Raw genomic sequence first — 14,387 nt, forward strand, 5'->3', positions numbered from 1 at the left:
TTGCGGGGGGGCGGGGGCGGGCGGGCGGTTCTCCAGCGCCCCGCGGCGCGGGGCGGGGGGGGGGGGGGGCCGCCCCCGCCCCCCCCCCCGGCGCGCCCCCCCCCCCCCCCGGGGGGGGGGGCGGCCCCCGCGGCCGTCTGCCCGGGCCCGACGGCCCGGGGTCACCGGAGCAGGACGGGGGCCGGCACCCCTGGGTCGGTCGGGCGCACGCCCGCCCGGCGGTGTCATGACGCCGCCCTTGTGGAATGTGAGCGCTCACACTAGGCTCGGGCCGAACTTGTGAACGCTCACACGCAACGGTGCGTGTCTCTCGACGAAGAGAGGAAGCCCCATGGAGAAGCCTGTTCACCCGTCCCCTCCCAGGCCCCGGAGCAGACCGGCGCGCCGCCGGTCCGTCGCCGTCGCCCTCGTGGCGGGGATGGTCGGCACGGTCGCGCTTGCGACGTCGCTGCCGGCCTCCGCCGCGGAGCCCGACCTGCCCGACGGCGCGTGGGTCGACGCGTTCGACGGCGCCGCGCTCGGTCCCGACTGGACTGTCGTCAACCCCGTGCCCGAGGCGCTGTCCGTCGCCGGGGGGAAGCTCACGCTGACCTCGCAGCCGGGCGACACGTACCAGGACGCGAACAGCGCGAAGAACGTCGTGCTGCTCGACGTGCCGGCGGGCGACTTCACCGTTGTCACCCGGCTCGAGGCGCCCGTCACGTCCGTCTACCAGGGCGCGGGCCTCGTCGCGTGGCAGGACATGGACAACTACGTGCGGTCCGGTCTGACCTTCGTGGGCGACCTCTCGCCGTCGGGCCGCGCGATCGAGAACGACGTCGAGACCGGCGGCGTCTTCAGCGCGGCCGCCTTCACCGACCGCCCGGGCTCCACCGGGGAGACGCTGCGCATGCAGCGCACCGGCGACACGATCGCCACCAGCTACTGGGACGGCACCGCGTGGCAGCCCGCGGGCTCGGTGACCGTCGACTTCCCGACGACGCACGTGGGCCTCTACGCGCTCGCCGCGCAGAGCGGCGCGGCGCACACCGCGGCGTTCGACTACGTCGCCGTCCAGGCCGCCGACGGCGCGGACCAGGTGCCCGACGGTGCGTTCACGCTCGCGGGCCCGGGCGCGGCGCGGTACCTCGTGGCGACCGACGACGGCCTCGCCCTCGACGACGAGCGCCCCGCGACGACCGTCGCGCTCGAGGCGACCGCGGTCGACGGCGCCGAGGGTACGTCCCCGGTGACGCTCGCCGCCGGCGACCGTCCCGTCGTCGTCTCCGGCTCGTCCCGGCTCTCCCTGGGGACCGCGGGCGGGGACGCGACGGCGCTGCGGCTCACCGACGCGGGCGGCGGCGCGGTCTGGCTGCGCAGCGCTGCGGACCCCGAGCGGTACGCCGGCGTGCGCGCGTCCGACGGCGCGCTCGTCCTCGGTCCGCGCGACGCGGCCACGAAGCTCACGATCACCCCCGCCACGAGCGCCGACCACGAGATCACCGTGGACCTCGCCGGCGAGCGCACGGAGATGAGCGACGAGCTCTACGGCATCTTCTACGAGGACATCAACTACGCGGCCGACGGCGGCCTGTACGCCGAGCTCGTGCGCAACCGGTCGTTCGAGTTCACCAACCAGGACAACGGGTCGTTCACCGGGCTCACGGCGTGGAGCGCCGCGAACCGTGGCGGCGCGACGGCGACGACCCAGGTCGTGAACGACGCCGGGCGGCTCAACGCGTCGAACCGCACCTACCTCCACCTCACGACGACCGCCGCGGGTGCCGGGGTGCGCAACGCCGGGTACAACACGGGGCTGTTCGTCGAGGAGGGCGAGTCCTACGACTTCTCCGTCTGGGCACGCTCGGCGACGGCGCAGACCGTCACCGTGCGGGTCGAGGACGCCGCCGGGACGACGGCGTACGCGACCGGCCAGGTCGCCGTCGACGGCTCGGACGCGTGGAAGAAGTACGACGTCACGCTCACCGCGACCGGCACGACGAACGCCGGGCGCCTCGCGCTGCTCTCCGGCGCGGCCGGCACGCTCGCGCTCGACCAGGTGTCGCTCTTCCCGCAGGACACGTGGGTCGGTCCGGTCAACGGGAAGTCGGTGCTCCGCAAGGACCTCGCCGAGAAGATCGACGCCCTCGACCCGCAGTTCCTGCGCTTCCCCGGCGGCTGCGTGACGAACGTCGGCACGTTCCGCACGTACGAGGAGTCGGGCTTCACCGACCGTCGTCGCACGTACCAGTGGAAGGAGACGATCGGCCCGGTCGAGGAGCGCGCGACCAACTGGAACTTCTGGGGCTACAACCAGTCGTACGGGATCGGCTACCTCGAGTACTTCCTCCTCGCCGAGGACCTCGGTGCGACGCCGCTGCCCGTGGTGTCGGTCGGCGCCAACGGCTGCGGCAGCACCATCCCCGAGATGAAGGATCCCGCGCAGATCCAGCGCTGGGTCGACGACACGGTCGACCTCGTCGAGTTCGCGAACGGCGACGTCACGACCGAGTGGGGCGCCGTGCGCGCCGAGCTGGGCCACCCCGAGCCGTTCGGACTGAAGTACATCGGCCTCGGCAACGAGGAGAACACGAAGACGTTCGAGGCCAACTTCCCGGCGTTCCGCGACGCGATCGCGGCCGCCTACCCGGACGTCCAGATCATCTCGAACTCCGGTCCGGACGACACCGGCCAGCGTTTCGACGAGCTCTGGGAGTTCAACCGCGAGCAGGACGTCGACCTCGTCGACGAGCACTACTACAACGACCCGCAGTGGTTCCTCGAGAACGACGAGCGCTACGACTCCTACGACCGCGAGGGGCCGCACGTCTTCCTCGGCGAGTACGCGTCGCGCGGCAACACGTTCGCCAACGCGCTGTCCGAGGCCGCCTTCATGACGGGTCTCGAGCGCAACTCCGACGTCGTCCGGCTCGCGTCGTACGCGCCGCTGCTCGCCAACGAGTCGTACGTCCAGTGGTCGCCCGACGCGATCTGGTTCGACAACGACGAGTCGTGGGGCTCGGTGAACTACTACGTCCAGCAGCTGTTCTCCGCGAACGCGGGCGACGAGGTCGTGGCCAGCACCCACTCCGGTCCGGCGCCCGCCGACGCGACGCTCGACGGCGGCGTCTTTCTCTCCACGTGGAACACGGCCGCGCAGTACGACAACGTGCGCGTGACCGACAACGCGAGCGGCGACGTGCTCTTCGCGGACGACTTCGAGTCCGGCGCGTCGCAGTGGGAGCCGCAGTCGGGCACGTGGGCGGCGCAGGACGGCGCGTACGTCCAGTCGGTGACGAACGTCACCGACGCCCGGTCGATCGTGGCCGGCGCGTACGCGAAGGACTGGTCGAGCTACACGCTCGAGCTCGACGCGCGCAAGACGTCGGGCGCCGAGGGCTTCCTCGTCGGCTTCGCCGCGGGCGGTCCGAACGACTACTACTGGTGGAACCTCGGCGGGTGGAACAACTCGCGCCAGGCCCTCCAGCGTGCGTCGGGCGGGAGCGCCAACGAGGTGCAGGCCGTCGAGAACCACAGCATCGAGGCGGGGCAGCCGTACCACGTCAAGGTCGTCGTCGAGGGCTCGACGATCGAGCTCTACCTCGACGGCGAGCTCCAGATGTCCTACGAGCAGCCGTCGACGAAGTCGCTCTACCAGGTCGTCACACGGGACGACGACACGGGCGACGTCGTCGTCAAGGTCGTCAACCCCACCGCGACCGCGGCGCGCACGCAGGTGCGCGTCGAGGGCGCCGCGGGGATCGCGGACCAGGCGACGGTCACCGAGATGGTGGGCGCGCCGTCGGACACGAACACCAAGGCGGACCCCGAGCGGGTCGTCCCGGTGGAGCGGACGCTGACCGGCGTGGGGGACGCGTTCTCCTACGAGTTCCCCGCCCACTCGATCACGTTCGTCCGGCTGCACGCGTCCGAGGCGGCTCCGGAGCTCGACCTCGCGGTCGAGGTCGTGCCGCGCTGCCTGGCGGGCACGGCGTACGTCGCCGTGCGCGCGACGAACGGCGAGGACGTCCCCGTCGCGCTGACGCTCGCGACGCCGTTCGGGCAGAAGGCGTTCGCGGGCGTGGCGCCCGGCAAGAACGCGTACCAGTCGTTCGCGGCGCGCGCGACGTCGGCCCCGTCCGGCACCGCGACCGTCACGGGCACGGCGGTGGTCGACGGCGAGCCCGTCACCTCGACCCTCGACGTCGCCTACGACGCGCTCGACTGCGGCTGACCTCGTGACGTAGAACCGCAGGTCGCGAGGTAGACGCCCGCGCGCTCTACCTCGCGACCGCCGGTTCTACCTCGCGGGAGCCTGCTTCCCTCGTGGCCGGTCCGGCGGGCCACGAGGGCGCGGCCCGCGCCACCCGCGCGGGCCGCCCTCGCACGACACCGCACGTCCCGACGCGCGGGCGACGACGCCCGCGCCGACCTGAGGAGCACCGATGCACCCCCGACCGACCGACGGCGTCCGCCGTCGACCCGGCGGCGCGGCCCGGCTGGCGGCCGTGGCGGCCGCCGCCGCGCTCGCCGTGACCGCGTGGGCACCGACCGCCGTCGCGGCCGACGCCCTGCCCGCGCCCGTCCTCGACCTCGCGTTCGACGGCGACGTCGCCGACGCGAGCACCCTCGCGCACCCCGTGGCCCTGCGGGGCCACACCGGCTCCGCGCCGACCGGCTACTCGTACGTCGACGGTGTCGACGGGACGGGGCAGGCCCTGCGCCTGAGCGGCAGCACCTACCTCGACCTCGGGTCGTCGACCGCGCTGCAGCCCGAGGACCTCACGCTGTCGTTCTGGGTGGAGCCCAGCGGGAAGCTGTCGGGCGAGCACGTCATCACCTGGAACAAGCGGGCCTACAACTCCGACGGCTGGTACGTGTCGTCCGAGTCGGACACGGTGCCGCTCGCGCTGTCGGTCGGGCCGGCGTCGGGCCAGCCGTACAAGGTGCGGGTCGCGAGCTCCGACCGCGCGGCGTTCTTCCCGGCGGACGAGTGGACGCACGTCGTCGTCACGTACGACCACACGACGAAGGCGGTCGCGTTCTACCGCAACGGCGAGCAGGTGCCGTCCGCCGTCGCGAACGCCGTCGGCGGCGACGCGACCGGCGTCCTGCGGTCCGACCCGGCGCTGCCCAAGACGATCGGGTTCAACGGGCCGCAGTACAACGGGGCCTACCTCAAGGCCGCGCTCGACGACTACCGCCTGTACGACGCCGTCGCGGACCTGGGCGACGTCGTCGGGCTGTACGAGGAGGGCGGCCGCACGGTCGACCGTGACGCGATCGCGCAGGACGACGCGGACGCGCTGTCCCTGCCGGAACGTGCGACGGTCGCGCTCGTGCTCCCGACCACCGGCTCGCGCGGGTCGACCGTGACGTGGCGGTCGTCGCACCCGGACGTGGTCGCGACCGACGGCACCGTGGTCCGCCCGGCGATCGGCGAGGACGACGCGCACGTCACGCTCACCGCGACGGTGCGGTACCTCGACGGGGAGCCGGTGACGCGCGACCTGGAGGTCGTCGTGCCCGCGACCGTGGACGAGACGCCGCTCGAGGAGACCGCGCTGCCGTCGGTGCTGCTCTCCGACGACTTCCTCCAGAACGCCGCCGCGAAGGAGCACGAGTACCTGCTGAGCCTGGACTCCGAGACGTTCCTCTACGAGTTCTACAAGGTCGGCGGGCTGACGCCGACCACCTCCGCCGGGTACGGCGGCTGGGAGCGCAGCAACGCCGTGAACTTCCGCGGCCACGCGTTCGGCCACTACCTCTCGGCGCTCGCGATGTCGTGGTCGTCGACGCAGGACGAGGCGACGAAGGACGCGCTGTTCACCGAGATCCAGGAGGGCGTGGGCGGGCTCGCGCGCGTGCAGGACGCGTACGCCGCCGCGCACCCCGGCTCGGCCGGGTACGTGTCCGCGTTCCGCGAGTCGATCCTCGACCAGGTGCAGGGCACCGGGACGTCCGACGAGAACGTCATCGTGCCCTGGTACAACCTGCACAAGGTGCTCGCCGGCCTGCTCGACGTCGCCGAGCACGTCGACGGCCCCGTCGGGGACCAGGCGCTCGCCGTCGCGACCGACTTCGGGCTCTACGTCCAGGGGCGCGTGGCGAAGCTCCCGAGCACGGACGTCATGCTCCGCACCGAGTACGGCGGCATGAACGAGGCGCTGTACGAGCTGTTCGACCTCACGGGCGACGTCCGGATCAAGGAGGCCGCCGAGGCGTTCGACGAGGTGACGTTCTTCCGTCAGCTCGCCGCGGGCCAGGACGTGCTCCCCGGCAAGCACGCGAACACGCAGATCCCCAAGCTGCTCGGCGCGCTCAAGCGCTACCAGGTGTTCACGCAGAACCCCGCCTACTACGACCTGCTCACGCCCGCCGAGAAGGACGAGCTGCCGATGTACCTCGCGGCGGCGGAGAACTTCTTCGACATCGTGGTGCGCGACCACACGTACGTCACCGGCGCGAACAGCCAGGCGGAGCACTTCCACGCGCCCGGGTCGCTGCACGAGCGTGCCGACGAGCAAGGCACGGCGCGCAACGCGGAGACGGCCGAGACGTGCAACGAGTACAACATGCTCAAGCTCGCGCGCGAGCTCTTCACGCTGAGCAAGGACGTGCGGTACGCCGACTACTACGAGAACGCGTTCATCAACACGATCCTCGCGTCGCAGAACCCGGAGACGGGGACGACGACGTACTTCAACCCCATGGCGTCGGGCTACCACCGCGTCTACAACCTGCCGTTCACCGAGTTCTGGTGCTGCACCGGGACGGGGATGGAGAGCTTCTCCAAGCTCGGCGACTCGATCTACTTCACCGGCCAGGGCTCGGTGTGGGTCAACATGTTCTTCTCCTCGACGGTCGAGCACGCGGAGCAGAACCTGCGGCTCACGCAGGAGGCGAACCTGCCGAACGAGGACACCGTGACGTTCCGCGTCGACGCGCTCGACGGCGGTGCGGTCGCCGAGGACGCGACGCTGCGCCTGCGCGTGCCGTCGTGGATCGCGGGCGAGCCCGCGGTCGAGGTGAACGGCGCCACTGTCGAGCCGCACGTGTCGCGCGGGTACGTCGTGCTGCCCGTCGTCGCGGGCGACGTCGTCCGGTACACGATGCCGATGGCGGCGTCCGTCGTCGACACCCCGGACAACCCGTACTTCGTGGCCTTCCGGTACGGGCCGGTCGTCCTCTCCGCGGACCTCGGCGAGGTCCCCGAGCCGGCGTGGCAGGGCACGGGCATCCTCGTCCGCTCGTCCACGCGCGACGCCGACGCCCAGACGACGATCACGGCCGCGAACATGGGCGCCGACGAGTGGAAGGAGCGGATCGCGGAGAACCTCGTCCGTGTCGAGGACGACGCCGAGGGGCGGGTCCAGCTCGAGCTGCGGAACACCGCCGACGGCGGCGACCTCGTCCTCACGCCCCACCACACCAACTGGGACGTGACGTACGGGCTGTACCTCCACCTCGACGAGCCGGACTCGGCCGCGTCGCAGGAGCGCATCCTGCGCGCCAAGCAGGAGCTGCGCGACGCCGACCGCACCGTCGACAGCCTGACCAGCTTCGACGACAACAACTTCGAGAACGCGAAGAACCTCAAGCAGAGCGGGTCGTCGGTCGGGACGTTCTCCGGCCGCCAGTTCCGCCACGCCAACGGCACGGGCTGGTTCAGCTACGACCTCATGGTCGACCCGGCCTCGGCGTCGAACCACCTGGGCGTCACGCTCTACTCGGGCGACCAGGGCCGCGTCTTCGACGTGTACGTCAACGACGAGAAGCTGAAGACGATCACCACGGTCGCGAACGCTCCGACCAAGGACGCGCAGGGGTTCTACGTCGACACGACGCAGCTCCCGGCGAAGTACCTCGAGATCGGCGAGGGCACGCGCTGGAAGGTCGACAGCGCGGGGGAGCACGTGCTCGACGAGGACGGCGAGCGCATCCCCGTGGTCACCGTCCGCTTCCAGGCGACGGGCGGCTGGGCCGGAGGCGTGTTCGGCGTCCGGGTCGACCGCGCGGCGTCGTACGACGCGACGCCCGGGCTCGCGGCGCTCGCGTTCGACACCGGGTCGCTCGTCCCTGCGTTCGACCCGGCGGTGACGGACTACACCCTCACCGTCCCCGCGGGCACGACGAGCGTCGTGCTCGACGCCGACCCGCACGTGGCCAGCGGCCTCGTGCGCGTCGACGGCGTGCTGGTCGACGACACGCAGGGCCGCACCGTCTCCCTCCCCGCGGACGGGAGCGCCCGGACCGTGGAGGTCGTCGGCGTCGCGCAGGACCACGAGACGGCCACGACCTACCGGGTCGAGATCGTGCCGGGCGCCACGGCCGTCGTCCCGCTCGACGTCGAGGTCTCGTCGCGCTGCCTCGCCGGCAAGGCCTACGTGGCGGTCCGGGCCACGAACACGGGCGCCACCCCCGTGGACGTCACGCTGACGACGCCGTACGGGGAGAGGTCGTCCACCGCCGTCGCCCCGGGCGCGAACGCGTACCAGTCGTTCGCGTCCCGCGCGACGACGGTCCCCGCCGGCACCGCGACGGTCACCGCGACGGCGGTGCTCGACGGCGCCCCGGTCACCACGACCCACGACGTCGACATCGAGCCGCGTACCTGCGGCTGAGCGACCCGCGCGCTGCACCGGCGTCCTCGCGGTCGGTCCGACGGGCCGCGAGGACGCCGCAGGGCAGCGACGCACCGGCTGCGATATCGGTACCGACATCGATATCGCGGAGATGAACCCCCCCCTGGCAGCAGGACCTCGACGAGGAGGAACGACATGAGCAGACACCGGAGACGACGAGCCGCGGCGACGATCGTGGCGGGCGTGCTCGCGCTCGGCGCGAGCCTGCCCGCGGCGCACGCCGCCACGACGGCCGACGACGACCCCCCGACGGCGACCGCCCTCACCGGGCTCACCACGACCGACCGCGGCGACGGGACGTACGACGTCCCGCTCCTGCGCAGCGACGTCCCGGACATCAGCGTCACGCGCGTCCCCGCGACCGAGAACGACGAGGGCCGCGACCTCTACTACATGATCAGCACGACGATGCACCTGGCCCCCGGCGCCCCGATCATGAAGTCGTACGACCTCGTGAGCTGGGAGATCGTCGGCTACGTCTACGACCGGCTCGGCGTCGGCGACGTGTCGTCGCTGCGCAACGGGAAGAACGGCTACGGCAACGGGCAGTGGGCGTCCTCGCTGCGCTACCGCGACGGCACGTTCTACGTGGTGTTCAACACCAACGACCTCGGGGGGTCGTACCTCTTCCGCACGGACGACGTCGAGCACGGCGCGTGGGAGCGCACCGCGCTCGGCCGGGGGTTCCACGACCCGTCGCTGTTCTTCGACGAGGCCGACGGCGGGACGCCCTACATCTTCTACGGCTCGGGCGCGACGAGCGCCGTCCGGCTCAACGACGACCTCACCGCGATCGAGGCCGACTTCCCGAACATCTTCCGCGCCGCGGACTACGCGGGCGAGCCGTTCGTCGGGGGGCTGTTCGAGGGCGCGCAGGTCCACTACATCGACGGCGAGTACTACGTCGCGATCATCACGTGGCCCAGCGGCCAGAACCGGCAGGAGGTGCTCTTCCGCTCGCCGCACCTCCTCGGGCGCTACCAGACCGCCGACGGCTCGAACCCGTACGAGGCGCGCAGCGCGCTGAACTCGGACGGCTTCGCCCAGGGCGGGCTGGTCGAGGTGCCGGACGGCGCGGGCGGCTACGAGTGGTGGGGGATGTTCTTCCGCGACACCTACCCCCTCGGCCGCATCCCCGCGCTCATCCCCGCGACGTGGGAGGACGGCTGGCCGACGTTCGGCGACGACGGCGTCGTCCGCGTCGGCGACACGTTCGCCAAGCCGATCGTGCTCGACGCGGCGACCGAGCGCCGGGAGCGGCTGAAGAGCATCGTCGCCTCCGACGACTTCGCGAACGACGCCGAGCACCGCGCCTTCAGCGACACCGTCTGGGAGGTCCCCGACGCGCCGACGTACGACGAGTCCCTGCTCGGCGTCGAGCTCGTCGCCAACCCCGGGTTCGAGGACGCCGGGACCGCGCCGTGGGCCGCGCAGTTCGGGGCGACGTTGTCGCGCGAGACGAGCGGCGCGGCGTCGGGCACGGGCGCGCTGCGCGTCGCGGGCCGGACGCTCAACGGCTCCGGGCCGAACCAGCAGCTCGGCGGGAAGATCCAGGCGGGCGTGACCTACGAGGTCTCGGCCCGGGTCCGCTACGCCTCCGGGCCGGCGCAGGTCCGCTTCAACCTCGTCAGCGACTGGGGCGCGGGCGTGACCACGCTCGCGTGGGCGAACGCCACGCCGGGGGAGTGGACGACCGTGCGGGGCACCTACACCGTCCCGCAGGACGCCGACGTCCGGACCTTCAAGCTCGCGGTCGAGACGCCGTGGGGCAACCCGCAGCCGCCGTCGTCGAGCGTCGAGTACCTGCTCGACGACGTCTCCGTGGTCGGCCGCGCGCCGGACGTCGAGACGCCCACGCTCGAGGAGGTGTCCTACAACGGCTCGGACCTCGACCTCGCCTGGCAGTGGAACCACGCGCCGGACAACCGGTACTGGTCCCTCACCGAGCGCGAGGGCTGGCTGCGCCTGACCAACGGGCACGTCGTGACCGGCGAGGCGGAGTACACCAAGGCACCCGGGCGCGACCTCACGTACCTCGAGGAGGCGCGCAACACGCTCGGCCAGCGCACGTTCGGGCCGACGGCCTCCGCGGAGACCCGCCTCGACGTGTCGGGGATGCTCGACGGCGACGTCGCCGGCCTCGCCGTCTACGGCCGCAGCTTCGCGTACGCGGGCGTCCAGCAGGTCGACGGTGAGCGCACGCTCGGCCTCGTCACGCGGCTCCAGCCGTTCACGGACACGATCGACCGCGACGCGGTCGAGTCGTTCGTCCCCGGGTCGCAGGTTCCGCTGGGCGAGCGCACGGACGTGCATCTCAAGGCGGACGCGGACTTCGCCTCGCCGGGCGGCCAGCTCTGGGTGCAGTACTCCTTCAGCCTCGACGGGCGCACGTGGCAGCCGCTCGGGCCGCGCCAGGGGCCGCTCGTCATGGACTGGAGCCTGTCCCACTTCATGGGCTACCGGTTCGGCCTCTTCTCCTACGCGAAGGAGCAGACCGGCGGGCACGTCGACTTCGACCACTTCCTCCTGAGCGACGTGCTCGACGCCGACGGCGGCGCGGACCGGACGGCGCTCGACGCCGTCGTGGCCGAGGCGGGAGGGCTCGACCCGGCGGGCTACACGGCCGAGTCGTGGGCCGCCGTCGAGCAGGCCCTCGCCTGGGCGCGGTCGACGACCGCGCCGTCGACGCAGAACCAGGCCGACGCGCCCGCGCGGGCGCTCGCGCTCGCCGTCGCGTCGCTGGAGCCGACGACGTCCCCGGACGTCGCGTTCGCGGCGGAGGCGAGCCTGCGCGCGCTCGCCGGCACGGACTACGTCGCCGTGCGCGTCGTGAACGAGGAGGACGTCCCGGTGGACGTGGTGGTCGCCACGCCGTACGGCAGCCGGACCTTCGCCGACGTGCGTCCCGGCGCGAGCGCCTACCAGGCGTTCGCGACGCGACGCCCGCAGGCACCTGCCGGTGAGGTCACGGTCACCGTCACGCGCGAGACCGACGCGGCGACGACGACCCGCACGGTGCCGTTCGGCCGCTGACGCACGGCTGGTCCGGGGTTCGCCCCGGCAGGCCGCCCCGGCTGCGCCGGGTCGGCGCGAGAGGAGGGGGACGCAGGACGACGGCGGGGACCGCCGTCGGGCACGACCGTCCGCGCACGGTGCGCGGACGCGCAGGACACACATCGATCGAGGAGGATCCATGGACACGCACCACCGCAGACGACGTCGCCTGCGCGGCGCCGTCGCCGGGGCCGCGCTCGCGACGCTGCTCTCGGCGTCGCTCGCCGCGCTGCCGTCGTACGCCGCGGACGAGGAGCTGGTCGTCAACGGCGGCTTCGAGGACGGCACGACCGGCTGGTTCGTCAACAACGGCAACGCGACCGACACGGCCGTGCTGTCGACCACCGACCAGGCGTTCGCGGGTGAGGCCGCGGCCCTGACCACCGAGCGTGCGACGACCGGTTCCGGTCCGATGCAGGACCTCAGCGGCAAGGTCCGCGCGGGCGAGACGTACGAGCTCACCGCCAAGATCCGGTACGACGCGGCCGCGGCCCCGGCCTCCAAGCAGTTCTTCGCGACGATGCACTACGGCGGCGGCACGTACACGAACCTGGTGAGCGTCACCGCGACCAAGGGCCAGTGGGCGACGTTCGACGGCCGGTTCACGATCCCGGCCGACCAGAACGTCGGCACCGCGCGGCTGTTCTTCGAGACGCCGTGGACGAGCAACCCGTCCGCCGACCCGGCGACGCACCTCATGGACTTCGTGCTCGACGACGTCTCCGTCGTCGGCGCCGCCCCGCCCGGGCCGCCCTCGAAGACGATCGAGGTGCTCGGCAAGCTGCCCGGCGAGCACAACCCGCTCATCTCCCACAAGTTCGGGGCCGACGGGTTCGGGTTCGTCGAGGACGGGCGCGTGTACATGTACATGACGAACGACACCCAGGGCTACGCGCCCGACCCGGCGACGGGCGTCTCGCCGCAGATCAACTACGGCAGCATCAACCAGATCACGCTCATCTCGTCCGAGGACCTCGTGAACTGGACGGACCACGGCGAGATCCAGGTCGCGGGGCCGCAGGGCGTCGCGCCCTTCACGAACAACTCGTGGGCGCCGGGCATGGCGAAGAAGACGGTCGACGGCGTCGACAAGTACTTCCTCTACTACGCCAACGGCGGCGGGTCGTCGAACGTCATCACGGGCGCCTCGCCGCTCGGGCCCTGGACGAGCGAGCGCGACAGCACGCTCATCGACGGGCGCACCCCGGGCGCCGAGGCCGTGGCCTGGAAGTTCGACCCGGCGCCGCTCGTCACCGACGACGGCGCGTACCTCTACTTCGGCGGTGGCCCGGCGTCGACGTCGATGCCCGCGGCGGAACGGTTCAACAACCCGAAGAACATCCGCGTCATCGAGCTCGGCGACGACATGGTCTCGACGCAGGGCACGGCGGCCGTCGTGGACGCGCCCGTGGCGTTCGAGGCGGCGCAGGTCTTCGAGCGCGACGGGAAGTACTACCTGTCGTACTCGTCGCACTTCGGCGGCAACGACTTCGGCGGCAACCAGGCCACGCTCCCGGGGTACCCGGGCGGCGGGCAGATCGGCTACATGATCTCCGACGACCCGATGTCGTTCCCCAAGGAGACGTACGCCGGCGTGATGTTCCCGAACCAGTCGCAGTTCTTCGGCGCGGGCACGGGCGGCAACAACCACCAGTCGGTGTTCGAGCTGGACGGCAAGTACTACTTCACGTACCACGCGCCCACGCTCAACAAGCGCATCAACGGCAGCACCACGCAGGGCTACCGCAGCCCGCACATCCAGGAGCTGACGTTCAACGCGGACGGCACGGTCCAGCAGGTGGTCGGCGACTACGCGGGCGTCGACCAGGTCAAGGACCTCGACCCGTTCCAGGTGCTCGAGGCGGAGACGTTCGCGTGGCAGCAGGGCCTCACCACCGCGAAGGTCGACGGCGGCTCGGCGCAGTTCGGCACGCAGGCGCCGAACCTCGTCGTCCGCGACGTCGACGCCGGCGACTGGTCGGCGCTGTCGTCGGTCGACTTCGGCGACGGTGCCGCGAGCGTCACGGCGCGCGTGAAGCCGCTCGTCGAGGGCGCCACGGTCGAGGTGCGCCTCGACGACCGCGAGGGTGCCGTCGTCGGGACGCTTGACCTCGACACCCCCGTGGGCGAGTGGGCGGACGTGACCGCCGCCCTCGAGGGCGTGCGCGGCGTCCACGACGTGTACTTCACGTTCGCCGGCCCCGCGGGCGTCGACCTCGTCGAGGTGGACACGTGGGAGTTCGCGGCCGACGCCGCCGGCCCGGCCGTCGAGCTCGACGTGACCGCGTCCGCACGCTGCCTCGCGGGCAAGGCCTACGTGGCGGTGCGCGCGACGAACCTCGCCGACGTCGCGGCCGACGTCGAGCTCGTCACCCCGTTCGGCACGCGGGTCGTGCGTGACGTGGCACCGGGGGCGAACGCGTACCAGTCGTTCGCCGCACGGTCCGCGTCGCTCGCGGCCGGGGTCGCGACCGCCACGGGTACCGCGGTGCTCGACGGCGCCACGGTCGAGACGGCGCACGAGGCCGCCTACGGCGACCTCTCCTGCGGCTGACGCCGGACGACCCGCACGACCGACGGCGGCCCGCACCACACCCGGTGGTGCGGGCCGCCGTCGGCGTCCGGGGGCGTCGCCCCCCGTTTTCGACATCGTTGTCGACCCGAGGGTCCCTAGGCATGTTTGCGCTCACATGTTAGCGTTCACACGCG

Annotated in this window: 4 protein-coding genes; all 4 read left to right on the top strand. The window is 72.3% G+C overall.

From position 1 onward, the window contains the following. Positions 1-418 precede the first annotated feature (418 nt). Positions 419-4,213, top strand: a complete 3,795-nt coding sequence (locus ABIE39_RS18060) for an alpha-L-arabinofuranosidase family protein (protein ID WP_354052934.1) — start codon at positions 419-421, stop codon at positions 4,211-4,213. 211 nt (positions 4,214-4,424) lie between these two features. Further along, complete coding sequence (locus ABIE39_RS18065) at positions 4,425-8,603, top strand: beta-L-arabinofuranosidase domain-containing protein (RefSeq protein WP_354052921.1); 4,179 nt, start codon at positions 4,425-4,427, stop codon at positions 8,601-8,603. A 156-nt stretch (positions 8,604-8,759) separates the two neighbouring features. Next, on the top strand, positions 8,760-11,657 hold the full coding sequence (locus tag ABIE39_RS18070) for a beta-xylosidase family glycoside hydrolase (RefSeq protein ID WP_354052923.1): 2,898 nt from the start codon (positions 8,760-8,762) through the stop codon (positions 11,655-11,657). A gap of 160 nt (positions 11,658-11,817) precedes the next feature. After that, a complete protein-coding gene (locus ABIE39_RS18075) occupies positions 11,818-14,232 on the top strand; it encodes a family 43 glycosylhydrolase (protein ID WP_074808758.1) in 2,415 nt (804 codons plus the stop codon). Positions 14,233-14,387: the final 155 nt, after the last annotated feature.

The sequence above is a fragment of the Cellulosimicrobium sp. 4261 genome, from assembly GCF_040546915.1.
Classification (GTDB): Bacteria; Actinomycetota; Actinomycetes; order Actinomycetales; family Cellulomonadaceae; genus Cellulosimicrobium; species Cellulosimicrobium cinnabarinum.